General features: G+C 66.6%; 24 protein-coding genes and 2 pseudogenes. 8 read left to right on the top strand and 18 right to left on the bottom strand.

Annotated features, from left to right (window positions below; translation table 11 throughout):
* Window positions 1–73: 73 nt before the first annotated feature.
* Window positions 74–250 (bottom strand): annotated as a pseudogene (locus BN971_RS02840) (VOC family protein); the annotation flags it as partial.
* Between BN971_RS02840 and BN971_RS02835 the strand changes: the two are divergent.
* Window positions 216–455, top strand: a pseudogene (locus BN971_RS02835) (hypothetical protein); the annotation flags it as partial. The pseudogenes BN971_RS02840 and BN971_RS02835 sit on opposite strands and share 35 nt — an antisense overlap.
* On the opposite strand, the gene BN971_RS02830 reads toward BN971_RS02835, so the two are convergent.
* The 4 genes from BN971_RS02830 to BN971_RS02815 are packed head-to-tail and all read right to left on the bottom strand — an operon-like array spanning window position 401 to window position 4517.
* The gene (locus tag BN971_RS02830; RefSeq protein ID WP_085181048.1) at window positions 401–1204 is read right to left on the bottom strand and encodes a HugZ family pyridoxamine 5'-phosphate oxidase; all 804 of its coding nucleotides are present in this window, start codon (window positions 1202–1204) and stop codon (window positions 401–403) included. The pseudogene BN971_RS02835 and the gene BN971_RS02830 sit on opposite strands and share 55 nt — an antisense overlap.
* 60 nt (window positions 1205–1264) lie before the next feature.
* Entirely contained in the window at window positions 1265–1831 is a 567-nt protein-coding gene (locus BN971_RS02825; RefSeq protein ID WP_085181047.1) for an FKBP-type peptidyl-prolyl cis-trans isomerase, read from the bottom strand.
* Between the two features lie 35 nt (window positions 1832–1866).
* A complete protein-coding gene (locus BN971_RS02820) occupies window positions 1867–3042 on the bottom strand; it encodes a serine hydrolase domain-containing protein (protein WP_085181046.1) in 1176 nt (391 codons plus the stop codon).
* Window positions 3039–4517 (bottom strand): biotin carboxylase, encoded by a 1479-nt coding sequence (locus BN971_RS02815; protein WP_085181045.1) that lies wholly within the window; start codon window positions 4515–4517, stop codon window positions 3039–3041. Before BN971_RS02815 ends, BN971_RS02820 begins: the two co-directional genes overlap by 4 nt.
* Before the next feature lie 199 nt (window positions 4518–4716).
* On the opposite strand from BN971_RS02815, the gene BN971_RS02810 reads away from it, so the two are divergent.
* The 3 genes from BN971_RS02810 (at window position 4717) to BN971_RS02800 (ending at window position 6521) form a co-directional block, all read left to right on the top strand.
* Window positions 4717–5046, top strand: coding sequence for a hypothetical protein (locus tag BN971_RS02810; RefSeq protein WP_085181044.1), 330 nt, complete (start codon window positions 4717–4719; stop codon window positions 5044–5046).
* A gap of 53 nt (window positions 5047–5099) precedes the next feature.
* Complete coding sequence (locus BN971_RS02805) at window positions 5100–5387, top strand: hypothetical protein (RefSeq protein WP_139027030.1); 288 nt, start codon at window positions 5100–5102, stop codon at window positions 5385–5387.
* A gap of 78 nt (window positions 5388–5465) precedes the next feature.
* Entirely contained in the window at window positions 5466–6521 is a 1056-nt protein-coding gene (locus BN971_RS02800; RefSeq protein WP_085181042.1) for an NAD(P)H-dependent amine dehydrogenase family protein, read from the top strand.
* A 25-nt stretch (window positions 6522–6546) separates the two neighbouring features.
* Here BN971_RS02800 and BN971_RS02795 read toward each other — a convergent pair whose 3' ends face one another.
* Window positions 6547–7356: a FadR/GntR family transcriptional regulator gene (locus BN971_RS02795; RefSeq protein ID WP_085181041.1), complete on the bottom strand. Its 810-nt coding sequence runs from the start codon at window positions 7354–7356 to the stop codon at window positions 6547–6549.
* A gap of 651 nt (window positions 7357–8007) precedes the next feature.
* Here BN971_RS02795 and BN971_RS02790 point away from each other — a divergent pair.
* The 3 genes from BN971_RS02790 to BN971_RS02780 all read left to right on the top strand — a co-directional run bounded on the left by BN971_RS02790 (window position 8008) and on the right by BN971_RS02780 (window position 10199).
* Window positions 8008–9123, top strand: a complete 1116-nt coding sequence (locus BN971_RS02790) for an aromatic ring-hydroxylating oxygenase subunit alpha (protein WP_085181040.1) — start codon at window positions 8008–8010, stop codon at window positions 9121–9123.
* Between the two features lie 104 nt (window positions 9124–9227).
* Window positions 9228–9641: a nuclear transport factor 2 family protein gene (locus tag BN971_RS02785; RefSeq protein WP_085181039.1), complete on the top strand. Its 414-nt coding sequence runs from the start codon at window positions 9228–9230 to the stop codon at window positions 9639–9641.
* A gap of 129 nt (window positions 9642–9770) precedes the next feature.
* Complete coding sequence (locus BN971_RS02780; protein WP_085181038.1) at window positions 9771–10199, top strand: cellulose-binding domain-containing protein; 429 nt, start codon at window positions 9771–9773, stop codon at window positions 10197–10199.
* A gap of 52 nt (window positions 10200–10251) precedes the next feature.
* Here BN971_RS02780 and BN971_RS02775 read toward each other — a convergent pair whose 3' ends face one another.
* The 10 genes from BN971_RS02775 to BN971_RS02730 form a co-directional block, all read right to left on the bottom strand.
* Window positions 10252–10557 (bottom strand): DUF732 domain-containing protein, encoded by a 306-nt coding sequence (locus tag BN971_RS02775; RefSeq protein WP_139027029.1) that lies wholly within the window; start codon window positions 10555–10557, stop codon window positions 10252–10254.
* Window positions 10558–10877: 320 nt separating this feature from the next.
* Window positions 10878–11480, bottom strand: coding sequence for a TetR/AcrR family transcriptional regulator (locus tag BN971_RS02770; protein WP_085181036.1), 603 nt, complete (start codon window positions 11478–11480; stop codon window positions 10878–10880).
* Entirely contained in the window at window positions 11480–11959 is a 480-nt protein-coding gene (locus BN971_RS02765; RefSeq protein ID WP_085181035.1) for a nitroreductase family deazaflavin-dependent oxidoreductase, read from the bottom strand. The genes BN971_RS02770 and BN971_RS02765 overlap by 1 nt, the downstream gene beginning before the upstream one ends.
* Before the next feature lie 3 nt (window positions 11960–11962).
* The gene (locus tag BN971_RS02760; protein ID WP_085181034.1) at window positions 11963–12697 is read right to left on the bottom strand and encodes an SDR family NAD(P)-dependent oxidoreductase; all 735 of its coding nucleotides are present in this window, start codon (window positions 12695–12697) and stop codon (window positions 11963–11965) included.
* A gap of 238 nt (window positions 12698–12935) precedes the next feature.
* Window positions 12936–14549 carry a benzoylformate decarboxylase gene (gene mdlC, locus BN971_RS02755; RefSeq protein WP_085181033.1) on the bottom strand — a complete coding sequence of 538 codons (1614 nt, stop codon included), beginning with the start codon at window positions 14547–14549 and terminating at the stop codon, window positions 12936–12938.
* 321 nt (window positions 14550–14870) lie between these two features.
* Window positions 14871–15965: a cytochrome P450 family protein gene (locus BN971_RS02750; RefSeq protein ID WP_085181032.1), complete on the bottom strand. Its 1095-nt coding sequence runs from the start codon at window positions 15963–15965 to the stop codon at window positions 14871–14873.
* Between the two features lie 751 nt (window positions 15966–16716).
* Window positions 16717–17322, bottom strand: coding sequence for a class I SAM-dependent methyltransferase (locus tag BN971_RS02745; protein WP_085181031.1), 606 nt, complete (start codon window positions 17320–17322; stop codon window positions 16717–16719).
* 90 nt (window positions 17323–17412) lie between these two features.
* On the bottom strand, window positions 17413–17616 hold the full coding sequence (gene cspE, locus BN971_RS02740) for a transcription antiterminator/RNA stability regulator CspE (RefSeq protein ID WP_085181030.1): 204 nt from the start codon (window positions 17614–17616) through the stop codon (window positions 17413–17415).
* Between the two features lie 94 nt (window positions 17617–17710).
* Window positions 17711–19000, bottom strand: a complete 1290-nt coding sequence (locus tag BN971_RS02735; protein WP_085181029.1) for a DEAD/DEAH box helicase — start codon at window positions 18998–19000, stop codon at window positions 17711–17713.
* A 563-nt stretch (window positions 19001–19563) separates the two neighbouring features.
* Window positions 19564–19998, bottom strand: a complete 435-nt coding sequence (locus BN971_RS02730; RefSeq protein ID WP_085181028.1) for a DUF5709 domain-containing protein — start codon at window positions 19996–19998, stop codon at window positions 19564–19566.
* 305 nt (window positions 19999–20303) lie between these two features.
* Here BN971_RS02730 and BN971_RS02725 point away from each other — a divergent pair, with 305 nt between their 5' ends.
* Window positions 20304–21341: an AurF N-oxygenase family protein gene (locus BN971_RS02725; RefSeq protein ID WP_085181027.1), complete on the top strand. Its 1038-nt coding sequence runs from the start codon at window positions 20304–20306 to the stop codon at window positions 21339–21341.
* On the opposite strand, the gene BN971_RS02720 is transcribed toward BN971_RS02725, so the two are convergent.
* Window positions 21326–22039 carry a 2OG-Fe(II) oxygenase gene (locus BN971_RS02720; protein ID WP_085181147.1) on the bottom strand — a complete coding sequence of 238 codons (714 nt, stop codon included), beginning with the start codon at window positions 22037–22039 and terminating at the stop codon, window positions 21326–21328. The two genes, BN971_RS02725 and BN971_RS02720, sit on opposite strands and share 16 nt — an antisense overlap.
* Before the next feature lie 62 nt (window positions 22040–22101).
* Window positions 22102–23310 carry an aldehyde dehydrogenase family protein gene (locus tag BN971_RS02715; RefSeq protein ID WP_139027028.1) on the bottom strand — a complete coding sequence of 403 codons (1209 nt, stop codon included), beginning with the start codon at window positions 23308–23310 and terminating at the stop codon, window positions 22102–22104.
* Window positions 23311–23458: the final 148 nt, after the last annotated feature.

Raw genomic sequence — 23458 nt, 5'->3', positions numbered from 1 at the left:
GCAGAAAGCTCATCCCCTCTCCCGCGGTGACGGATGTGACGGGTGCGGCGTCCGTCGGCGATGACGCACGGACTCAACCGCCGAACGCGTCCGCAATCTGGGTGAGCCGCACGCTGTTGCCCGACGGATCACGAAATCCGGAGTCGATGCCGTACGGCATCTCATGCGGTGGTTCGGTGAACTCGACCCCGCGCGCCTTCAGGCGCTCATAGGTGGGCAAGCCGACGGGACCAGTGCAGCCGGGCGCCGTGCGCCTGGTCGACGGGGACGAGTATCGGCAGGTGGGCCGCCTGCTGCGGCAGAAATATCCCGTGCTGCATGGGGTGCTGGTGCCGTCGGCGCACCGCCTGATGCGGTCGAAGTTCGGTCGCACGGTGCACGCGGAGCTCACCCCTGGACGCTATGACGAGTGCCGCGCCGAGCGCGCCAATTCCGCTGTGGCCGAGCGCAACTGATCGGCGGAGGCAAGGCGTTCCGGGAAGCCGACCCGCGTGTAGGCCACCCCGCGCGGGGTGTGCACCCGCAGGTCCAGGCCGTAGCGGTCCACTCCGGTGCACGCCGCGGTGTCGGCGTCGGGGTAGCCGCCGAACGCCCGGGCCATCGCGGCCAGGGCGTCGGCGTGGTCGGCGTTGAGGTGTGCGACGGCCCCGGCCGCGGCCGGCGCGACGGGATCCGGCTCGGCGCTTGCGTATTGCTCGCCGGTGGCCGAGTCCATCCGGCCGTATCCGCCGACCCAACGCACCCGCTCAACCCGCAACAGCCACAGGGTGAAGTCGCTGAAGTCGAGGTAGAAGCGGGCGGCGGGCACCGCGCTCAGGTAGGCCGCCCGCGCCGCGTCCCGGTCGGCGTCAGATGGCCGGACAACCTTGCCGGCCAACGTGATTCGGCTGCCCGCCAGCGGGTCGACATCGGTGGTCGCCGCCACGATGGACAGGCTCGCCCTCGGGTCGGCCGCCAGGTTGCGGCCGTGCTCGGCCAGGTCGGACACGCACAGCACCGGCATTCCACCCAGCAGCCCGTAAGCCACGAACGATGCCCACGGGTCGCCGTCGGCGGTCAGGGAAGCCAGCGTGGCGGCGTTGGTGGCGGCCGCGATGGTGCGGGCCTGCTCGGCCGCCGACGGGCGCGCGTCGTTGGTCGGCGGGCGCAGCGGCGGCGGCGCGGAGGGTGCGTCCCCGGGATCGCCGTGATCTCTGACTGCCACGAAGGCGAGGTTACTTGCCGGGTTGGGCGCCGGCTAAGCGACGGTAGGCGGACCGGGCAATCAGGTCGACGCGCTGAGGATCTTGATCGCGAAGATGAGCGAGTCGCCCGGACGGATACCGGCGCTGGGCTGACCGTTGGGATAACCGTCCGCGGACGTCATGGCGACCGCGACCGTCGACCCGACCTTCTGTCCCGCGATGGCCTTCTGGAAGCCGGGCACGACCCCGTTGAGCGGGAAGTCGACGGGGGCTCCCCGTTCGTAGCTGCTGTCGAACACCGACCCGTCACGGCCGTTGACGCCCATGTAGCAGACGGAAACCTGGGCCGTGGCCGGGACCACCGGCCCGTCGCCGGCGCGCAGGGTGTGCACCTGGGTCTGGGTCACGCTGAACGGGGCGGTCACTACGACGCGGGGGGCGGTCGTGTCGGTGGGCCCGGTGACCGCCACGCTGCCGGTGTTGCCGGCCAGCGTCCAGTCGGGCGTCCCGCCGGTTGCCGCTGCCGCGGTGGGGCACGAGCCGGCCGCGGCAGCCGTACCCGATGCGGCGAGCGGTAGGGCGATGGCGGCGACAAAGGCCGCGAGTGCGACGGCGGGATACCTCCGGCAAGGGTTCACGGCCGTCACGCTACAGCAGCGTCACCGCTGGCGGCCCGAAGCCATCAATTGGTGATTCCGGCCAATTCGTATGCCACCGCGTCGAATGCGCGCAGCGTGTCCAGCATGTGCGGCTCGTGAGAGTGCGGCTGGGTGGATAGCTTGGCGGCGACCATCTCGGCCGCGCGATTGATGTAGATCATCTGACCGCACATCCCCAGGCACAGGACGACGTTGCTGCCGGGGTAGGGGACCCACATCTGGTTTCGGTACATCCCGCCGGGCAGTTCGGTGTCCTCGGGGCAGGCCGCGAACGCCTGACGCGAGTCGGGGCCGCCGTCGAGGGTGTCGGCGATCCACGCCGCCGGCACCACCTGCCGGCCGGTCAACGAGGCGCCGTCGCGCAGGAACAGCGACCCGAACCGGATCATGTCGGTGAGACAGGCGTTGACGCCACCGTCGAACAGTCCCGTGCCCTCGCTGTCGACGCCGATGGTCGCGTCGCCCCGGGCGCCGATGCGACTCCACAGCAATTCGGACATGAGCTCCGGCATCCGTTGGGCGGCAACGACTTCGCAGATCCAGCCGAGCACGTCGGTTTCACACGAGCGATATTCGAAGGGGCCGCCGTGCGGGGACTTCTGCCGCAGTGTCAGCAGGAATTCGCGCAGCGTTGCCGGGGCGTCGGGACGGCTTTTCGGGGCCCAGCCCATCGACTGGTCGAGGAGGTGTATCTGCGCCGCCGGGTCGTCGTAGTTTTCGGAGAAGTCGATACCCGACCTCATGTCCAGCAGATGGCGCACGGTCGCGCCGGCATAGCCGCAGTTCGCCAGGGCGGGAACGAATGTCGTGACCGGCGAGTCAAGCTCGATAGCACCGGCCGCGTTCAGCGCGCCGACGACCGCGGCCACCAGCGACTTGCTCACCGAAAACAGCAGGTGCCGGGTCTGCGGTCCCATGCCGCCGAGGTACTCCTCGGCCACCAGGGACCCGCGGCAGGCGACGGCCCACCCGTCGGTGGCGGTGGCGGCCATCACCGCGCCCACGGTTGCGGAGGTGCCGCTCGTCCCTGTCACCGGAATCTCGGCCAGGGGAGAGGGATTCGACGCCAGGGCGGCGGCCGGCCCGGTTCCACGCGAGATCATTGCGGTCGGCACGAAGTCCTCGACGTGCTGAAAAGACCAGTGCGAGTAGGGCGGTGTCAGCCAATTGTCCAGCGAGATGCCGGCCGGGGCGTTCACGCGCGCGCGACGAGCCGCGAGACGATCGGCGCGGCCGGCGTCAGGGGAGTCGAGACGAACTTCCCCTTCATGCCCTTGACCCAGCGTTGGCAGCGCTCGGTGAGCTGGTAGTCGTCGTTCTGGAGGTGCCCGCGGGTAACGAGCACCCCGAGTTGGGCCCCCTCGCAACGTAAGTCGTGCGGCGCCGCCACGCGCATGTAGAAGGCCTCGGACCCGTCGAGCAGCGTGGCCCAGTCGTTGGCGGGCCGCGCGAAGGAAACACGACCCTCGTCGTCGATGCGCCACACCCCGGTGCGCGGTGTCGAGGTGAAGATCTCGATATCCGGCGAGGTCTCGTTGAGTATCACCTGACCCCAGACCTCGTCCTCGCCATATCCGCGCTCCCAGCGCGCGTTGATCTCGTCGATGTCGAGTTCGTAGTCCACGTCCATGTACTCGAGCAGGTGGAAGAGGAACAGGGGCATGTCGGCGTAGGCCTCGGTGGTCAGGTTCGTCATCGGGCTGGCGCCGCTCAGGCGGGGGTTCACCTCGCCCAGGTAGAGCTCGTCGGAGTCCAGGTCGTGCAGAATGTCGACCTCGAAGTAGCCGCGGTACCCCTCGCGGCTGAGGATGTCGCCCAGCTTTCCCACCATCTCGCGCGCCGCACGCGTCTGGTGCACCGGCAGCACTTCGCGCCAGATGTCATTGCCGCACCACGCGCCCTTGTAGGGAGTGAGCTCCGAATGGCCGACGAGGCTGGTCATCGCGGGCCCGATCGCGGTGCCGTGGCGGGTGACGGCGCCCTCGATGCACACCTCGACATTGCGGATGCGCTTCATGACTTTGAGTTCCTGCTCGACCAGGTCACCGGCGTGCTCGTCCCAGTCGCGTTGGCCGCGCACGAAGAAGGTTCCGCTGCCGGCGTTGCCATAGGGGATCGAGATGACCAGGTCATCTCCCAATCCGGCATCCTGCGCCAGCGTCAGCAATTCCTCGTAGGAGCCGGCCCGCCCGATCACGTGAGGCACGCTCGGCACCCCGGCCTCGTCGGCCAAGCGCGTCATCACGGTCTTGGACCCCAGCCGATCGCGCAACTCCACCGGGGGATGCATGACCTCCAGCCCTGCCTGACGCGCGAGGGCCTGCGTCTCCTCGTCCATCATCACGAAGCAGGCCTTGCCGCCCGGCCCCCGACTTGCGATGAATTCGAGTGTCTCCGGGTCGCGCAGCAGGTGGTTGCACACATCACCCATGGAGTCGAAGTCGATGCGATCGCGGCGCCGGGGCACGAACACGCGCGAGTGATTGCCCTCGAACGAGTCGTAGTAGGTCAGGTAGAAGAAGTTTCGTATCCAGCGGTCGACGCCCAGCAGATTGAACGGGGTCGGCGAGATGAAGTAGAGCGGCACCTTGTTGGTGTGAAAGAACGCGCGTACGTCCGACAAGCCGCTGAGCGGGCGGGTTGAGCCTTGCTCGGGCCCGGAGGCGTTGCCCATCACGCCCGCCCGGACGCGAGCAGGGGTATTGCGGTCAATGCGACGTCGTGGGGATGACCAGGCTGCATTCCCCAATTGTGGACCATCCCTGCGCTGAGTGCGCGCACTGCCCCGGCCTGCGCAATCCGACAAAACGGTCTTGACCTCGTTGCTCGGACTCGGTTGCATGATGAATAAGCGACGAGGGGGGAGGCCCGGAATGAGGACTTTGGTTCGCCGCCTTGTTCCCGCCGTCATGGTGGCCGTGATGTCAATGGCGTCGATGGCATTCGCGACGATCGTGACGCCGGCGGTGGGCAAGGCCGACTGCGACGCCGGCGAATGGTGGGACCCGACGGGGAAGGTCTGTCGCCCGCTGGGAGTCGGGCCACAGCCGTTGGCGTGCGACCCGGGCCAGTGGTGGGATCCGACGGCCAATGTTTGCCGGCCGCTGGGTGTCGGGCCGCAACCGCTGGCGTGCGACAACGGCTGGTGGTGGGATCCGGGCGCCAACGTGTGCCGCCCGCCGATCGTGCCGCCGCCGGGCTAGTGATCCAGCGGATAGTGTCCGGCAGTGCGCACGGGCAGCGCAGAATGGCGGCTATGACCGACACCCAGCACCTCGGTATCGACGTGGCGCTCTTCTGCCCGTCACAACACCACATCGGCAACCTCATCAAGCCCGCCACCCACATCGGCTATCAGCCCAGGGGCGGGCAAATCGCCGCGTGGCCACCACACCAGACGGACGTGTGGTGGGAAGTCACGTGTCCCGACGGCTGCCCCGGCGTCTTCGGGGGTGCTGTCGATCCGATCCGCCAAGAGGTCAACAGGCTCGCTGATGACCCGAGGCGAACATCTGCCCACTACACGTTGAAGCAAGTGAGCTGAGCGCCACCCGTGCGAGCGGGCCACCCGTTCCACACCCCCGCCGCGGGGTCACGCATCGACACGATCTGAGGAACTTGCATGAAGACCTACCGTGTGGTGCAGTGGTCGACCGGAACGGTCGGGCGGCGCTCGCTGCAAGCGGTCATCGATCACCCCGAACTCGATCTCGTCGGCCTATATGCGCACGGGGAGAAGAAGATTGGGAAAGACGCCGGCGAGCTGGTCGACCGGCCCGCGACCGGTGTGACGGCGAGCAATGACGTCGACGCCCTCATCGGCCTGGCGCCGGATTGCGTGATTTATGAACCCAACGTCCTCGATTTCGAGCTTGCCTGCCGATTCCTTGATGCCGGTATCAACGTCGTCACGACCGGGGACTTCGTGACCGGAAGTCACCGTCGCACGGAACGGGACGCGCTCGAGGCGGCATGCCGGCGGGGCCGTACCACGTTCCTGGGGACCGGATCCGAGCCGGGCTTCATCAACGTGCTCGCCGGGTTTCTCACCGGTTCCTGCCGCCGTGTGCACAGCGTCCGGTTGATCGAGACGTTCGACGCGACCACCTATCCTGTCCCACAAGCCTGGCGCGCCATGGGATTTGGACGACCGATCGGGACCAGGTCGGAGCCGATCGACTCGGGGCCGTCCGCGCTCGGGCTGGGTTACTTCGAAACCCTGGATCTCGTGGCCGGCATGATGGCCCTCGAATTGGAGGCGACCGAAGGGTACGTCGAGCACGCCGCCGCCACCCGCGACATCGACCTGGGCTGGATGCGATTCCCCGAGGGCACCGTTGCCGGGCAGCGACGCGTCTACCGGGGCCTGGCCCACGGGCGCGTCGTCGTCGAGCTGGAAACGTGCTGGACGATGAGCAGAGACGCGCTGGATCCGCAGTGGGGCGAACCGGAACGTTTCCGCATCGAGATTGAAGGTGAGCCCCGCGTCGAAGCGACGCTGAACTTCACGATGCCGCGCACCAGCGGGCTGTCGCAGGAACCCGACGCCACGAGCATGCTCACGGTGTTAACCGCCATGGCCGCGGTCCACGCGGTGCCCTTCGTCTGCGACGCCGACCCCGGGGTGATGCGACCATCCGACCTGCCGATCTACGGGGCGCGACATTGCGTCGTGTGAGGGCAAAGCCACCGATGGCGGCCGCTTATTCACTCATCGGGAAGACCCCATGCTGGGTCGTGGCGATGATGCGTTTGTTGCGGTCCTCGGCCAGGACATAGAGCTGGGTATCGGCCAGATGCCGTGCGGCAATGTGTTGGGCGCGCTCGGCGTCGCCGATCTCGATGGCGTCGGCGAGCGCTTGGTGCGTCTTCAACGCAAGCTTGCGTTCCTCAAGGGTCGGGTAGGCGCCATCGGCCGACCTTCTCTCCGCCCATTTCTGTTCGTGGTGGGTCCACAACGCCTCAAGGCTTCCCACAACGGCGATCAATGTCGAGTTGCCGCTGCCCTGCACCACGCTGTCGTGGAACTGCCTGCCGTACTCCGTGCACAAGGGTCCGTCGTCCAGGGTGTCGGCCATGGCGGCGTTGATCCGTTGCATCACCGGGATCACCGCCTTGGCGCGGTCCGGGCGTTGGGCCGCCATGGCCGCGCAGGTGGGCTCGATGGATTTCAGCGCGGCAGCCAGATCGTCGAGTTTCACGTATTGGCTCTGGAGCAGCAGACCCAGCATGTAGCCGGCTTTGGTCTTGTCCGGCGCGTGTACCACCGCACCACCCTGGTTGCCGCGTCGAATCGAGATCAGTCCCTCGGTGACGAGAATCCGCAACGCCTCGCGCAAAGATACGAGGCTGACATTGAATCGCTCCACCAACACCGCCTGAGGGGGGAGCAAGGTTCCGTCAGCGATCTCGCCGTCAACGATCTGGCGGCGCAGCTCGTCGGCCACGGTTTCGGCGAGGCGGGGGGTCGTCAATCGTGGGCGAGGCTGCTGGCCCACGCCTGCTGCTGTCATCTGAACTCCCTGCGGCGGTTTGGGTTGCCCTGGTTGCAGTCCAGCCACCCGCGACCCGTTTCTTGTGAATTTAGCAGGCCAGCGGGGCCTCGCCGGAGTTGCGCGCTGGCGCGGCGGTGGGCGAGAAATCAAGCGCTGCCGCGCCAGTGCCGCCAATCCAACACCTGGAACCGGGATCGTTGCCAAGCTATTTTACTATAACAGCGCCGTCTGCTGAGGTGGTCCTTATCGCGGGATCCGCCGCCGCGAGGCGACGAGGGTGTGACGGCAAGGAGAAGAGCATGAGGGTTCACGGCGTCGCCGACCAGTGCGAAGCCAACGGGGTCTGCGAAGGCCTGGTGCCCGAGGTTTTCCCGACTGGGAGAGCGTGACGAAGTCGAAATCCCCCAACAGCCAATCCGATCCGATCTGAAGCCCGCGGTCGCCGGTGCCGTGGCGTCGTGCCCGAAAGCGGCATTGCGCTGTCAGACGATTAGCGCGGGGATTGCGGCAGGGCCGCCCGCGGGGGGCGGGCAGGGGAGCGCCACCTGGCTTCGGAACGTCGCGGCGCGCCCGGGCAACCTTGACCTAGAATGCTAAAGATAGTAAAACAGTCGGAGCGGCGCCCGGCCTACACCGGCTTGCGGCCGTTGATTCGCGGATGGAGCAGAGATGACAGAGACCTTCACCAGCGTGGCGGCCGACCCGTCGGAGTTGGAGTTCGGAGCCTCCGGGATTGCGCTCTCCACCTACCGGTTTCCCACCGGGTGGTTCATCGTCGGCTTCTCGTCGGACCTGCGCCCGGGCGACGTCAAGCCGGTCCACTACTTCGGCGAGGACCTGGTGCTGTTCCGGACCGAGTCCGGGCAGGCCCGGGTGTTGGACGCCTTTTGTCTGCACCTGGGCGCCAACATGGGCATCGGCGGCACCGTCGAGGGGGAGCAGATCGTGTGTCCCTGGCACGGCTGGCGTTGGAACGGGGATGGCGCAAACACCTCGATTCCCTACAGCAAGATCGGCTGTAAGCAGAACGTGCGCATCAAGACCTATCCCACCCGGGAGTGGTATGGCTTCATCGTGGTGTGGCATGAACGCCACGGGCGTGCGCCGTACTGGCAGCCGCCGGTGCTGCCCGACCTCGAGAGCTCGGACCGCTACCCGTTGCACCCCCACACGCGAATGGTCAACCGGGTGAAGGTCCATGCGCAGATGATCATCGAGAACGCGGCCGACCCCTACCACGTCCAGTTCGTGCACAAGGCCGATTCCGCGGCGAACACAACGTCTTTCAATGTCGACGGGTATCACCTGCACGCGACGGTGCGGGCTAACTTCGGGGGTGGCCGGGAGTCGACGTGGCTGACACCGAACGGACCGGTCGACGCCGACATCATCTACGACAACTACTCGCTGGGACTCGGGATAGTCAGGTTCCCCGACACTCTGGTCGAGACAATTCAGGTGACCGGGCAAACGCCCGTCGACGAGGAGTACACCGACTACTTCTATACCCAGTCGTCGGTCCGCGAGCCGGGCGACACCGGCGACGTTCCCACGGGACGGGCGGCCAGGTTCCTGCAACTGCAGCAAGAGGTCATCAAGCAAGACTTCTTCACCTGGGAGAACATGAAGTATCTGGAGAAGCCCAACCTGGCCCCCGAAGAGGCCCGGGACTACGCGGCGCTGCGGCGGTGGGCGCATCGGTTCTACCCCGGGCCCGAGCCGACGCCCGGCGATTTCGGGTATCTCCCTGATGGACAACCGGATCCGGCGGCAGCCGATGCGTGATGGCCGGCAGCCGGTGGTGCCGCGCCCGCGGAATGCCCTGGCCCAGCACGACTTTAGCGTGACCGTTTTGGCTGCACAGTGCACCGCCAGAAAGTGAGAGAACGATGTCGATGGGTTATCAACAGCAGTGCGTCCTGGACGCTACGGCCGCGCGAGCGGCGATCCTGAACCTCAATGCCCGCCACAACCGCTACTACAGTGGCGGCGAACGAACGCCATGGATCGCCACTTTCAAACACACGGGCGCCCGCCTCGCGGTCAACGGACAAGTGCATACCGACCTGCGGACTGCCTTCGACGGTGGCCGTGGTCGGCTGGTGACCCTCGACCACGACATCGTCGTCGACGGCGTGTTCGCCACCCAGCACTGCATTGCCGTGCTGCTCGCCGAGTCCGGCGACGCGTTCACCACCGGCACCTACTCCGACGAGCTCGTCTACGAACGCGGGGCGTGGTACTACGCGACCAGGTCCTTGAGCTGGGAGGGCGCGCGCAGGGTCGGCTCAGTCTCCGCGTGATCGCCGAAGTGAGACACGCACGTTCCGTCGAGGCGCAGATTTCATCACGGTTTCAATTGAGCAAAGGTCGTGCAGCGGGCCCGCGATGCGCGGGCCGATACCGCGTGTTCGACTTTAGTGTTGGCTGCTATGGCCGGACTGGGCACTTTCGTCAAGCGCTGCCGCACAGCGCTTCACGTGATCGTGTCTGCCTTCATGGTGACCGCCTTCGCACTCGCCAGCACCCCGGTAGCCCATGCGGCGGCGGCCGCCGCGACGTTGTCGGTGTCATCGACGTGGCAGACCGGTTTCATCGCCAACTTCACCGTCACCAACTGGAGCGCGGCGCCGATGTCCGATTGGCGGCTCGAATTCGACATGCCGGCGGGGCAATCCGTCCTGCACACGTGGAATAGCACCATCGCACAATCCGGCACGCACTTCGTTCTCACCCCGGCGAACTGGAACCGGATGATTGCACCCGGTGGTTCGGCCACGGGTGGCTTTCGCGGCGTGCTGAGCGGGACGTACTCGCCACCGTCGAATTGTGTGCTCAACGGGCAATATCGCTGTAGCTAGAGGTGACGGCTCAGGGCTGACGCACTGAGTCCGGCCGAGCGAGCGCCGACGGTTAAGACTTGTGCTTCTCCGGGCAGTACTCCGTGGTCGCAACCAAAACGAACAACCTGGCCTGGTCCGGACTCAGCTTCTGCGACAGCTGGGTTATCTCGTCGTTCTGGCTATAGCCGGCACTCAGGTCGTGGCACATCGCGCGGCCCATGTCCGCGGTCTGCGACACCGTGCCGAGGTGGATGCCGTCCGACTCGAGGTAGTTGGCAAACTCAACGTCCTTGTTGTCGGCGCTGGCGATGGCCGGGGGCACCAATAGCAGAGCCCCCAACGCACCGAACGTGCACTTGAATAGTTTGCTTGTCATTTCCACCACCACTCTCAAGGCATCACATCACGCTGGGAACGACACGAGGCCCGCCGAACTCATCGAGGGTCTCCGGTGCTCAGGGTTCCCACGGTGGGGGGTGTTTGATCATCAAATCCAAATGTCAACCAGCCGTTCACCAATGGTTTTCGGACCGTCGGCGGCTTTGAGGTCGAGGTGGACGCGGACATCCGTAACGGTCCGTGGGCGGGGTCATCGTCAGCGGTGATGGAAAGCGAACTGGCCGGCGGCGCCTTCGGTGATGTTGCGCTGCAACGCTTCTGCCCGGAATGCGGTGAGCTGGTGGGGATCGTGGGCGCCTAAGCTGATGCCGAGGTAAGGAGTGCGGTGACTGCGGCGCGAGCCTCCGCCGCGATGGATGGGTCGTGATCCATCTGCGCGCTGAGGATGGCGCCGTCATAGACGAGGTGCAGTTGGCGTCCCAGCGTCCGGGGATCGGCGGCACCGGTGTCTGCGGCGAGATTGGTGAACAGTTCCCGTAGCTCGGCGCGGTAGGCCTCGACGGCGTGTTCGATCATTCCGCCGGGCGGCGCCTCGGCGCTGGCCGAGATGAACGCGCAACCACGGAAGGAGGGCTGGGCAAGGATTTCGGCTTGGGCGTCGAAGACCGCGTACACCCGCGCCACCGGGTCACTGTGCTGTTGCACCGCGGCCCGCAGACGGGCGATGGTGCGCGCGTGCCGTCCATCGAGATAGGCCTGCACCAATTCGTCCTTGCTGCCGAACGCGTTGTACAGCGACGCCTTGGCCACTCCAGCGTGTTCGATAACGCGGTCGATGCCCACGGTGTGGACGCCTTCGTCATAAAACAATTCGTCGGCGGCATCGAGCAGCCGCTGGCGAGCCGAGCGCCTCGGCGCTGGCGCACTCGTGCCGGTGGTCGCCCGTGCCGCGGTGGCCATCAGCTCTCCCCGGCCACGTGGTCGACATCCGTTGCGCTGTCGGACCGTTCGACCGGTTCGAGCAGCATCACCGGAATGTCGCGATCGCCGGCCTTGGCGCGGTATTCGGGGAAGTGCGGCCAGAAGCGTTCGGCGACCTCCCACCATTGCGCTTTCTCGGCACCGTGGGCTTCCCGGGCGCGCAGGTAATGGACGGTGGCGCCGTCCTGCAGCGTCACCTGTGGGTGGGCATTGAGATTGCGGTACCACGCCGGATGAGTGGGGGCGCCGGCGGCCGAGGCGACGGCAACGTAGGTGTCGCCCTGTCTGATGCGCATGACCGGGTTTTTCCGGACGCTGCCGGTTTTGGCGCCGATCGTGGTCAAGATGACCACCGGTCGGCCCTCCAGGGTGCCGCCCTCGACTCCGCCGGTGGCTTCGTAGAGTGCGACCTGCTCACGTACGCGATCACTGGGGCTGGGCACATAGCTGCTGGTCATTTTCTACACCGCCGTCCGGCCGCCGTCGACGGGGATGACCGCGCCGGTGATGTAGCTGGCCTTGTCGGAGGCGAGGAAGGCAACGACCTCGGAAATCTCCTGCGGTTGCGCGGCCCGATTCAGTAGCGTGGTGCCGGCCAGATTCTCGATCAGATCGCGCATGGACTCAGCGGTGAACACCGGCCCAGGCGCCACCGTGTTCACCCGCACTCCCGAGGGGCTGAACTCGGCTGCCCACGCCCGTGACATCGCGGTCAGCGCCGCTTTGGTCGCCCCGTAGGCGGCTCCGCCGGCCAAGCCGACGTGCCCGGCCATGCTGTCAATGCTGACGATGCTGCCGTGCCCACGCTCGGCCATCCCCGGCGCCAGTGCAGCGACCAGCTGGTAGGCCGCGCGCACGTTGCTGTCGAACAAGTGATCAAAGGTCTCGGTGTCCAGCTCCGCGCTGGGACCGAACCAGGAGATCCCACCGTTGTTGACCAGCACCTCAACCTCACCAACCTCCGCCGCCAACGCCGTCACCGCGTCGGCGTCGGCTAAATCCGCCCCGACGAACCGCGCCCGACCGCCGTTGGCGGCGATCTCATCGACCGTGGCCGCGCCCCGTCCGGCGTCGCGACCATGCACGATCACCTCGAAACCGTCACGCGCCAAGTTCAATGCGACTGCCCGGCCGATGCCCGAGGTCGCCCCGGTCACCAATGCCACCGGACGCCGACTGTTCGATTGCTCCGTCATGATGACTCCTGATTGAGTAGACCTGTCTGTCTAAATTTGAGGACGCCAGTTCAAACAGCGGCCCTCGTCCGGTCATTCCCGACACAGCCGAGACGCGATCTGAGCACGCTCGTTGCTCCAGCTGCGCCGCCACGAGTCCACGCTTGCGGGCGGTCACGTGGCGTCAGTGGCCACCGCGTCGCGGCCGGCTAAGACCGCGGCAGACGCCGATACGGTCGTGTCATCCCTGGCAATCCACCTAGCTGCCGAATCCGCCCGAGACGGGTGTGGTGCGCGCGTTGATCAGGGTGGGTCGGTCGCGGTCGGCGATGCCCGCCTTGACCAACTCGAACACCTCGTCGGAGCTGTGCGCTTCGTGGGCGTCGACGCCGTAGCTGGCCGCGGTTCCCACGACGTCGAGGCCGGGGATGTCGAGCCCGGGGACGTTCGGGGTCTTTTCCCAGACGCCGAATTCTTTGACAACGCCGTACTCGGCGTTGGACGCCACGACAACGGTGACCGGGATCTTGTATCGCGCCGCGCTCCACAGCGCGGTGATCGCGTAGTGCATCGAGCCGTCGCCCATGAGCGTGACCACGGGCCGATCCGGTGCCGCGATCTGGGCGCCCACCGATGCGGGTAGGCCCCAGCCGAGTCCGCCGCCGGCCGCGGACAGATGCGACAGCGGGTTGCCCGGACGGATGCTGTCGGTCATGGGGATCTCATTGCTGCCGGCTTCGCTGACCCACAGCGTGTCATCGGGTGCGGCGTGGCCGACGGCCGTCCACAGGTCCTCGGGCTTCAACGGCACCTGAGCCGACACCCGTTCGGGGACCGCGGCGCGCGGCGTGGGGGCGGGCCGTTGCGTTGGTTTCACCGTCGCTGCCAGCGCCTGGGCCGCTGTGCGGACGTCGGCCACGATCGCATCCCCGACGGGGGCGCGTGCGGCCTCGTCGGGATCGTTGGTGATTTGGATCAGGCTTGCGCCCTCGGGCAGGTAAGGCCCGGGCACCAACGGGTAGTAGCGGAACACCGCGGTCCCGATGGTGAGGATGAGGTCGTGGCCGGCGAGAATCTGTGAGATCCAGCCCGCACCCGGCGGCAGCGCGCCGTGATAGAGACGGTGATTCTCCGGGAACCCGCTCCAGCCGGTCAACGGGGCGGTGAACACCGGCGATTCGGTGCGCTCAGCCAGTTCGATCACCGCGTCGTAGGCGTCGTAGCGGTCGATATCGCCGCCAACAACGATCGCCGGGGATCTGGCGGCGTCCAATCGTGCGGCGACCTGCTCAGCCAACTCGGTCGGAAAACCCGTCGCATGGGTCACGGTGCGATCGCGCACCACCCTGACATCGGCGAGCTGTTCGTCGGTCAGTTCGACAGGCATGTCGTCCATCGGCAGCGAGACGAAAACCGGTCCCATCGGGGGGGTGGTCGCCAGGTGGATCGCGCGGGCCAGCACGGCCGGGGATTCGCTCGCGATCGCCGGCTCGGCGGCCCATTTCACGAAAGGCTTGGGCGTAGTGGTGGGTTCGTGATTAGTCAGCAGGCAGTACTGGTTTTGCATGTTGCGGCGCTGGTTGCCCGCCGTGATGATCAGCGGCGTCTTGTTGACGTAGGCGTTGTAGATCTGGCCTTGCGCGTTGCCCATCCCGGGCGCGGTGTGCAGGTTGACCACGGCGGGGCGTCTGGTGACTTGCGCGTACGCGTCGGCCATCCCGACCGGGATCATCTCCTGCAGGCCCAGAAAGTAGCGGAAGTCGTCGGGAAAGTCTTGCAGCAGAGCCAATTCGGAAGAGCCGGGGTTGCCGAACCAGGTGGTCAGATTGTGTGAGCGGAACAGGTCGAGGATGGCGTCGCGCACTGTGGTCATGGGTGGTCACTGCTTTCGGGCGAAGTTATGAAAGGGCGTTCATGGCAAATATCTTGATCACTCTGTGTGGACTCCACAACGAACGGCAGCCTGAATTCACGATCGTGAAACGTGTGGCCAGAAGGGGACGCGTGGTGTTCTGCGCGAGCGCGCGTCTCCGGCAGGGGAGCGGCGCGGCGAGACGGAAGGCTTCATCACGGCCGGCTACTGCCGCGCTTACCGCGGGCGCGGCGGTCGCAACTGGACTGTGTGTCGCGCGGTGCTGAGCTGAAACTGGCGACCAGCGCGGCATCCACGGCAATCACCCGCCCGGGGTCTGACTCAATGCCAGCGCAGCGGCAAACTCGACAGCCGTACCGCCTCCTCGAGGATAACCGGCGGCACGGACTCAGCAGCTAACCCGAACGCGGGGATAGCGCGCAACCATTCGCTGACCAACACAGTCAGCGCTGTTTTCGCCAGACTGACGGCCACACAGCGGTGCGGGCCCCCGCCGAACGCCCAGTAGTCCGCCCGCGACCCGTGGCCGTCCGCCATGTCTTCTTGGATGGCCGCCCCTACGCAGAGCACGACTCGGGCCCCTGCCGGTATCTCGACACCCGCCACGGTGACGTTCTGAGCGGCCCTGCGGATAATCACCGGGGCCGGCGGCTCGCGGCGCAGCACGTCTTCGACGAATCCCTCAATCCCTGCGGGGTTTTTGCGGAGTGAAGCGCATAGCCGCGGGTCGCGGGCAAGGTCGAGAAACACGAAACCCACCGCGCTCCTAAACGGCGTAATGCCCGCAGCAATCAGCATCTCAACTACCGCGCACGCGTCAGCTTCGTCGAACCCATCGTCACCGGCAACCAACTGGGACATAACACCCGCAATATCAGGGCTGGCGCGGCGCTGCGCGAAAGCCTCCGCCAAATAGGCGAGCATCTCAAATTTTTGCACCCACTCCTCGAAACGGACACCGTTGACCGCGGCCAGAGGCGCCCGCTGGATCGCCCAAAGCGCCTTCTCCCAGCGCAGCAACCTATCCCCGTCCTGCGGCGGCAACCCCAACACTGTGAGAAGAACCTGGGCCGCGAATGGCTCGGCGACATCGGCGATCACCTCACAACTACCCCGCGGGGCGAGCGCTTCGACCACCGCCGCGGACTGATCTTGCAACGCGGGTTGCATCTGTTTCACCGCGCGGGAATTCAACAACGGCTGCAAGATCGCGCGCCAACGCGCATGGTCCGGCCGATCCAAAACGGGGTTGAGCGAAAACACTTCCGGGTTACGCAGCGCTGCGAGCACGTCATCGGCCCGTGTGAGGCAATAGCCATTCATAAACACGCTGTCCTCGATAAACACGACCGGCCCGCGCTTGCGCAGCGCGTCCCAAAGCTCGCTGCGATCCTCTGTCAAGAAATCAGGCAGCAACTTGTCACCGATCGGTGAGAGGTGATCTATCAGTCGAACTCGTCCAACAGCTACAGCCGCTCCCGCGCACGCCCCTTCCGCCGTAGGGCAACCCGGCGCGCGCAAGCTCACTCCCGGACACCACAACCGACTCAACAGCGTTCAACGCACGCTCGAACTCACACATCCGGCCTTCAATGCGCCACCGGTCCCACGACGCCTGCATGGCGACCCTGATTTACGCCACTCACCATAGCCGACGCCTCGGGAACATCGGTCTTGAGCGCCAACGTCTGGTTGATCGCCAAGTGCAGCGTTGCTTAACTTGACATAATGTTGCTTATCGGTAAATGCATGACCTGCGGATAACGCCCGGACGCCCGGTGACCAGCTGCTTCGACCCCTCGCACCGCTCCACTGTGAATGCTGCGACGCGACACGCGGTAAAAGCCGTCGCCCAGATGCGCACTCACTGAAACGGCCGACCAGGGCGGCGTCACGCTTGAGGCCGACGGAAGCACTTTGGGCCAGCCGCCCGCGGCCTCCCCGGACCCGCGCTTCACCCAGGCATTCGTCACAGTGACGAAACCGGCCCCACCAGCCCGAGCTCACACTCCGCCACAACGCCTGCCGACAACCCGCCGACCCGTCGTCAGATGCACACTCGCGCAACGAGGCCTGCCGCGGGCGCGTCAGGTCGGGGCCTTCCCCGGAGTCACCCGCCGACCCCTAATCGTCACAGTGACGTAATTGCCTTGCCGGGCAGCCGAATCTACGCCCGCCGAAAGACCGCGACGAGAAAGTCCGAGTCGTCGGTGAAGGGTCGCAGGTCCCACGTCGACAGCAGCAGGTCGGGTCGCAAGCCGGCGGTCGCCGCGTCGTCGAGGAATTGCGAAAAACCATATCCGCGCCCGGCGCCGAAGCCGATTACCGCGCGGCCGTCGCTCCCGAGATGGGTTCGCAGGCGGCTCAGCACCTGTGTGCGGGTGCTCGGCGCAAGAAAGGTCATGACGTTGCCGGCCATGACGATCACGTCGAACGGCTCGTCGATGCCCCGCGCCGGCAGGTCGAGTTCGGCGAGATCACCCACGAGCCATCGCGGCCCGGGATGATCCTGCTCCGCCGCCTCGATGAGCGCCGGGTCGACGTCGACGCCGACCACCCGGTGACCTGCCGCGGCCAGGTATCCGCCCACCCGGCCGGGGCCGCACCCGGCATCGAGGATGCGGGCGCCCCGCGGCGCCATCGCGTCTACCAGGCGAGCCTCACCGGCCAGATCCTCACCGGCGCGCGCCTTGGAGCGGAAACGCTCGATGTACCAATGCGAATGCCCCGGATCGGCCGCCACCTTCTGCATCCAGATGCTCTGTTCCGCCACGCACGCATTGTCTCAGTCGCCGATCGGGGCCATAAAGAGCAGTGGGCCGGTGCAACTATCGCACCAGCCCACTGTCAGGTATGTGATGTCTTAGACGGCAGTGACTCCTACAGCCTGGGGTCCCTTGGCTCCTTGCTCGACCTCGAACTGAACGCGCTGGTTCTCCTCGAGTGAGCGGTAGCCGGATCCTTGGATCTCGGAGTAGTGCACGAAGAGGTCCTTCGAACCTTCGTCCGGGGTGATGAAGCCGAAGCCCTTGTCACCGTTGAACCACTTCACAGTTCCCTGTGCCATTACTTTCTTCTCTCATTTCAATATGGATGTACCTACAACATCCAGACGATCAAACTATCACGAGCCGGCCGATTCCGATGGAAACGGTTATCGGCTACGACAATTGCTGCCGCGCACGCGCGGGACGACGCGCCCGCCGGCGCCCGGCGGAACCCGAGCGGCGAGGCTGGTGCGTCGGAGGCGGCGGAACCACCTTTTTTGGTTCCGGAGCCCGGTGCGGCGCAATCTCACCGGCGACGGCGTGCACGGCCGGCGAATCGACATTGACCTCCTGCGGGGTGACGCGAATACCCGCGCGGCGCATCAGCGCATGAGTGTCCTTGCGCTGCTCGGGCAGCACGACGGTCACGACGTCGCCGGAGTTCCCGGCCCGCGCCGTCCGTCCGGACCGATGTAGATACGCCTTGTGCTCGGTGGGCGGATCGATGTGGACCACCAATTCGATGCCATCGACATGCACACCGCGAGCGGCGATGTCGGTGGCCACCAATACCTTCGCCTCCCCCGCGCTGAACGCGGCGAGGTTTCGGTCGCGTGCGGGCTGAGAAAGGTTGCCGTGCAAGTCAACTGCGGGCACGCCTGATTCGGTGAGCTGGCGCGCGAGTTTGCGCGCCTGATGTTTGGTGCGCATGAACAGGATTCGGCGACCGGACCCCGAGGCGAGGCGGTGGACCAGTTCCTTCTTGGCCTGCGCGCCGGAGACGTGGAACACGTGGTGGGTCATCTCGGCCACCGGCGAGTCCGAGCCGTCGACCGAGTGCAGCACGGGGCTGCGCAGGAATCGATCGACGAGCTTGTCGACACCGTTGTCCAGGGTTGCGGAGAACAGCAACCGCTGGCCGCCGCTCGGGGTCGCCGCCAGGATCCGGGTCACGCCGGGAAGGAAGCCGAGGTCGGCCATGTGGTCGGCCTCGTCGATCACCGTGATCTGGATCGAGTCGAGGGTGATCAGCCGCTGCTTCATGAGGTCTTCGAGCCGGCCGGGGCAGGCCACGACGATGTCGACGCCGGACTTCAGCGCCGCCACCTGCCTGCCCTGCGGCACACCGCCGAAGATCGTCGTCACGCGCAGGCCGACGACGGCCGCCAACGGTTCCAGCGTCGCCGTGATCTGGCTCGCGAGCTCCCGGGTGGGCGCAAGCACCAGGCCCGAGGGTCGCGACGGTCGCCGGGGTTGCCCGGCCAGTCGGCTGACCATGGGAAGCGCGAAGGCGAGCGTCTTACCGCTGCCGGTCTTGCCACGGCCGAGGATGTCGCGGCCGGCGAGCGTGTCGGGAAGGGTTTCGATTTGGATGGGAAACGGATCGGTGATCCCGCGAGCCGCGAGCACTTCGATGAGTGATGCGCGCACGCCGAGATCGGCAAAAGTCTTGCCAGTAGTCACTTGATGTCTTTCAGCAGTGCGATGCCGAGTTGGCGGCGAGATGCGCGCGTTCGGTCATCGCAGGGTGGCGAGATTGCCGGGAGGCAATATCGATCGCCGCGATACGAACAACGCCGGATTCAGTACGTCTACCTCTGGTTATGGGCGGACGCCGGTCGGAAGAAGAAGCGTTTCACGACGTGCTTGCCGTCAACCTGACAGCGAGCGTTGTGAACAGCATAGCAGGAAGGCGGATCTGCGGTCCCGACCCGCCGATGTACACCCGTAGCCCACGACCTGTACAGTTGAGGGCGGCCCGCGTTCTGGCGATCACCCGTCAATGCATACGCAGGAGATCAGCGCGATTTGCTTCGTCACAGTGCGAAGCGGCCGACCCCTTTGTCTTGTAAGGACACCACATGGATAGCTCGAACCTGTTTTCTCACCCGGAAGTCCCGGAACACGTCGCGCCCAGCGAAGCCTCTGCCAAACCGGTAGAGAACCCGAGGTTTTCCGACCGCCCCGAGGCCCAGACCGGGGGTTCGCCGCACAAGCGGTCGTGAACCGCCGCGTCAGGCCCGCAGTCAGTCTTCCTCTTCGATGATGTGAATCGCGGCCTCCTCGGCCGACGCCGCGCCGCCGCTGATCCCGACGTCCTCGGCGATCAAGTCCGACTCGCCGTCCTCTCCAAACCCTAGGTCGGGAGCCACAAGTCGCCCTGCGCGCACGCTGCCGACCTCACGCCGCTGGGGGAATTCGGCTTCCCGCTCCCAGTCGTCGGAGAGCTGCATCTCGGCCTCGTCGAGCACCACATTGATGCGCGCCGCCGGATCCGGCTCCTCTTCGGCAAGAAGCTGATCCATGCTTTCCGACAACGCGAAAGCGCGGCTGCCATAGGGCCGCTCGGGCGGCGAGTACCCCTCGTCGAGGATGTCGTCGATGCCCCGATCGATGAGGGTGTCCTCCGGCTGCAGTTGGTTGTCGTCATCCACGCTGTATTCGCCGTAGGGAGCCGTCATGGTTTGCCCACCCCGTGGTCGCCGGTCATTGTGTCCTCCTGACTCGTCATGGCGCCGCAACAATCTGGCCCCACACAAAACAAGCTAGGAGCGGTGCCGCTCGCGCGCCTAGGGCCATTCGTCCCTTCGGGGTAGCCGCAGCGCCCGCGGACGGGCCTGATGCGATTTCGGCGTCCGCGCAACGCCACTCCAACGAGAACTCGGGCTCCCCCTCGATTATGCTTCGAAGTGGTGGGGCAGCCGGGTGTCCGCTCGACAATCAGCCCAACGACATCGGACCCGGACAGCGTAGGGGAATTATTCGAATGGGTTGGACGGCGACGGTCCGGCGGAGGCGACGCGAAAAGGACCCGGGCGACGACACCGACTACGTGAACGCGCTCACCACCCTGTCCGAAGGGTCGGTGCGAAGGAACTTCAACCCGTACACCGATATTCCATGGGAATCAGCGGAATTCGCGGTCACCGAAGGCGATCCGCGGTGGACCCTCCCGGCGAGCGACCCGCTCGGCCGCCATCCCTGGTATCGGGCCCAGTCGGCCGAACGCCAGATCAAGATCGGCATGTGGCGGCAGGCGAACGTCGCCAAGGTGGGGACTCACTTCGAGTCGGTGCTCATCCGCGGACTGATGAATTACACGTTCTGGTTGCCCAACGGCTCGCCGGAATACCGCTACTGCCTGCACGAAGCGGTGGAGGAGTGCAACCACACGCTGATGCTTCAGGAAATGGTCAACCGCGTGGGGGCCGACGTTCCGGGGATGCCGCGAATGCTGCGCTGGCTGTCGCCGCTGGTTCCGCTGGTGGCCGGGCCGTTGCCGGTCGCGTTTTTCATCGGCGTGCTCGCCGGCGAGGAACCGCTGGACCACACGCAAAAAAGCATCCTGCGCGAAGGCAAGTCGCTGCACCCGGTGATGGAGCGGGTGATAGCGATCCACATCGCCGAGGAGGCCCGGCACATCTCGTTTGCCTACGAGTTCCTGCGCAGGCGGCTGCCGATGCTGTCCCGGACGCGGCGATTTTGGATCGCGCTGTACTGCCCGCTCATCATGCGACTGCTGTGCGAGGCCATCGTGGTCCCCCCGAAAGCGTTCTGGCAGGAGTTCGATATCCCCGACGAGGTCAGGCGGGAGTTGTTCTTTGGGTCCGCGGACTCACGGGAGTGGCTGCGCGACATGTTCGCCGACATGCGGATGCTGGCCCACAGCACCGGACTGATGAATCCGGTGGCGCGGCTCGTGTGGCGGCTCTGCGGGATCGACGGCGCGCCCTCGCGGTACCGCAGCGAGCCACGACGCCGGCATCACACCGGCGCCCCACCATCGGTTCAGGCGGCGTCGTGAAAGATCAGGCCGAGGGTGTAGCGCTCGCCGGAGCGCACGACCGACACCCCGTGCCGCACGGGGGCGACTGACCATCCCCGCGTGGAGCGCACCGGCCGTTCCCTGGTGGTGAACACGTAGCCGTGCCCTTGCGGCAGCGAGATCACCGTGCCGCGCGACTGGGCCCGCGCCCGCTGCTCGACGAGGAGAAACTCCCCACCGGTGTGCGTCACGCCCGGTCGGTCCAGATTGATGACGACCTGCAGCGGAAAGACCAACTCCCCGTAGAGGTCTCGGTGCAACGCATTCCAATCGCCCGCACCGTACCTGAGCATGAGGGCGGTGGGCTTGGTTTGCCCGGCGCGATGGCACGTCTGCAGCCAGTCATCGAGTTCGTCGGGCCAGGGGGCGTCGCGCCGCAGCTTCGCCCACCAGTCGCGCGCGATCGGCAGCAACCGCGGATACAGCGCGTGTTTCAGCTCGTCGATGGGTTTCGGGTACGGGCATTTGAAGTAGCGGTACTCCCCCCGCCCGTAGCGATGGCGCCCCATGTCGATGGTCGCCCGGAAGAGGCTGTCGTCGCCGTAGAGATCGCGCACCGCCGCGCATTCGGTGGGCGTCATGAGTCGCGGCAGCAGCGCACCACCTACGTCGTTCAACTCGGCGGCGACCGCATCCCACTCCGCCGCATCGACGCGTCGGCGCCACGCCGATCCCATCAGTTCCACCTGCCAGCCGCGGCCCGGGACGGGCACTTCCGGTTGTCGACCGCCAAGCGTAACTAAACCCGCTCGATCACCGGCGGGGACCAGTGCACCACCTTCATGGCGGTCATCTCGTCGAGGAGTTCGGGCCCGAAGCCGAAGCCGGTTCCGCTGGCCCGGCGCGGTTGGGACGCTCCGCCCGGCGCACCGCCGAACACATCGTTGATCTTCACCGTGCCGACCGGGAGGCGCCGCCACGCCTCCTGCGCGTTGGCCATGTCCCCGGTCAGCACGGTGGCGGCCAGGCCGTAGCGGTCGTAGGACGCCTCGACGAGCGCGGCGGAGAAGTCGGGCACCATTCGCACCGGCGCGATGGGGCCAAACGTCTCCTCGCACATCACCAGCATGTCCGCCGAGCAGTCCGTCAGCACGGTCGGCGGATAGAAGGAACCCGGGCCCTCTCGCGGCTCACCGCCGATCAAGACACCTGCGCCACGTCGCGTCGCGTCCTGGACGTGGGAATGAACGTGCTCGCGGTGCGGCTCGTCGACCAGGGGACCGATGCGATCGGCCCACGTCGCCGCCTCGTTCACCAAAGCGTGGACGAACACGTCGGCGATCGATTGCGGCACGTACACCCGTTCCACCGACGCGCAGATCTGACCCGCGTTGGCGAAAGCACCCAGCGCAGCCTGGGCGGCGGCCCATTCCGGGTCCACGTTGTCGTCGACGATCAGGGCGTCGTTGCCGCCGTTTTGCAGCAGCGCCTTCGCACCGCGTTGGGCGCAGGCTTGCGCGATCGCCCGGCCGGCCTCGCTGCGGCCGACGTGCGCGACGACGTCGACCCGCTCCGCCTCGGCCAGCTGAGCGCCGACCGTTTCGTCGCCGTCGACGATCTCGAGCACCCCCGCGGGCAGGCGGGCCGCCAGCAGCTCGGCGAACCGCCGGCCCGTCTGCGGGCACCGCTCGCTGGGCTTGTGCACGACGGTGTTCCCGCTGACCAGCGCCGCACCGAGCAGCCCGGCGGCCACCGCCAACGGGTCGTTCCACGGCGTCAGCACCGCCACCAGACCCCGGGGCTGCGGAACCATCAGATCGGTCGCCGACCAATCGCCTTGCAGGCTGCGCCCCCGGTGCAGCGGCCCCAGCTGGGCGTACCGCACGAGCGTCTCGACCCCGGCGTCCACGCCGCCGCGCGCGTCGCCGCGCAGCCTGCCGGTCTCGCGCTCGTTGATCTCGGCGAGTTCGTCGGCGGCGGCGCGGACATCGGCCGCGGCCGAGCCCATGATTCGGCGGCGTCGGCCGCACGCCCGATCGCCGTGTCACAGTCGGCGGGGTCGGTGATCGGCACTTGGCTTGCGACCTCGCCGGTACGCGGGTCCACGACGCTGATGATCTTGGTCAGGGCTGAAGACACGCGACCGGATACCCCAT

Source organism: Mycobacterium bohemicum DSM 44277, assembly GCF_001053185.1.
Lineage (GTDB): Bacteria > Actinomycetota > Actinomycetes > Mycobacteriales > Mycobacteriaceae > Mycobacterium > Mycobacterium bohemicum.
The sequence above is the reverse complement of the archived record's forward strand: the minus strand, read 5'-3'. Positions and strand labels throughout refer to the sequence as shown.

What these genes read in the sequence shown, in the direction of transcription:
- BN971_RS02815 (WP_085181045.1), bottom strand. Translation starts at nt 4,517, where the DNA reads ATGGGCAACGCCTCCGGGCCCGAGCAAGGCTCAACCCGCCCGCTCAGC.
- BN971_RS02810 (WP_085181044.1), top strand. Translation starts at nt 4,717, where the DNA reads ATGAGGACTTTGGTTCGCCGCCTTGTTCCCGCCGTCATGGTGGCCGTG.
- BN971_RS02805 (WP_139027030.1), top strand. Translation starts at nt 5,100, where the DNA reads ATGACCGACACCCAGCACCTCGGTATCGACGTGGCGCTCTTCTGCCCG.
- BN971_RS02800 (WP_085181042.1), top strand. Translation starts at nt 5,466, where the DNA reads ATGAAGACCTACCGTGTGGTGCAGTGGTCGACCGGAACGGTCGGGCGG.
- BN971_RS02795 (WP_085181041.1), bottom strand. Translation starts at nt 7,356, where the DNA reads ATGACAGCAGCAGGCGTGGGCCAGCAGCCTCGCCCACGATTGACGACC.
- BN971_RS02790 (WP_085181040.1), top strand. Translation starts at nt 8,008, where the DNA reads ATGACAGAGACCTTCACCAGCGTGGCGGCCGACCCGTCGGAGTTGGAG.
- BN971_RS02785 (WP_085181039.1), top strand. Translation starts at nt 9,228, where the DNA reads ATGTCGATGGGTTATCAACAGCAGTGCGTCCTGGACGCTACGGCCGCG.
- BN971_RS02780 (WP_085181038.1), top strand. Translation starts at nt 9,771, where the DNA reads ATGGCCGGACTGGGCACTTTCGTCAAGCGCTGCCGCACAGCGCTTCAC.
- BN971_RS02775 (WP_139027029.1), bottom strand. Translation starts at nt 10,557, where the DNA reads ATGACAAGCAAACTATTCAAGTGCACGTTCGGTGCGTTGGGGGCTCTG.
- BN971_RS02770 (WP_085181036.1), bottom strand. Translation starts at nt 11,480, where the DNA reads ATGGCCACCGCGGCACGGGCGACCACCGGCACGAGTGCGCCAGCGCCG.
- BN971_RS02765 (WP_085181035.1), bottom strand. Translation starts at nt 11,959, where the DNA reads ATGACCAGCAGCTATGTGCCCAGCCCCAGTGATCGCGTACGTGAGCAG.
- BN971_RS02760 (WP_085181034.1), bottom strand. Translation starts at nt 12,697, where the DNA reads ATGACGGAGCAATCGAACAGTCGGCGTCCGGTGGCATTGGTGACCGGG.
- mdlC (WP_085181033.1), bottom strand. Translation starts at nt 14,549, where the DNA reads ATGACCACAGTGCGCGACGCCATCCTCGACCTGTTCCGCTCACACAAT.
- cspE (WP_085181030.1), bottom strand. Translation starts at nt 17,616, where the DNA reads ATGGCACAGGGAACTGTGAAGTGGTTCAACGGTGACAAGGGCTTCGGC.
- BN971_RS02730 (WP_085181028.1), bottom strand. Translation starts at nt 19,998, where the DNA reads ATGACGGCTCCCTACGGCGAATACAGCGTGGATGACGACAACCAACTG.
- BN971_RS02725 (WP_085181027.1), top strand. Translation starts at nt 20,304, where the DNA reads ATGGGTTGGACGGCGACGGTCCGGCGGAGGCGACGCGAAAAGGACCCG.
- BN971_RS02720 (WP_085181147.1), bottom strand. Translation starts at nt 22,039, where the DNA reads ATGGGATCGGCGTGGCGCCGACGCGTCGATGCGGCGGAGTGGGATGCG.
- BN971_RS02715 (WP_139027028.1), bottom strand. Translation starts at nt 23,310, where the DNA reads ATGGGCTCGGCCGCGGCCGATGTCCGCGCCGCCGCCGACGAACTCGCC.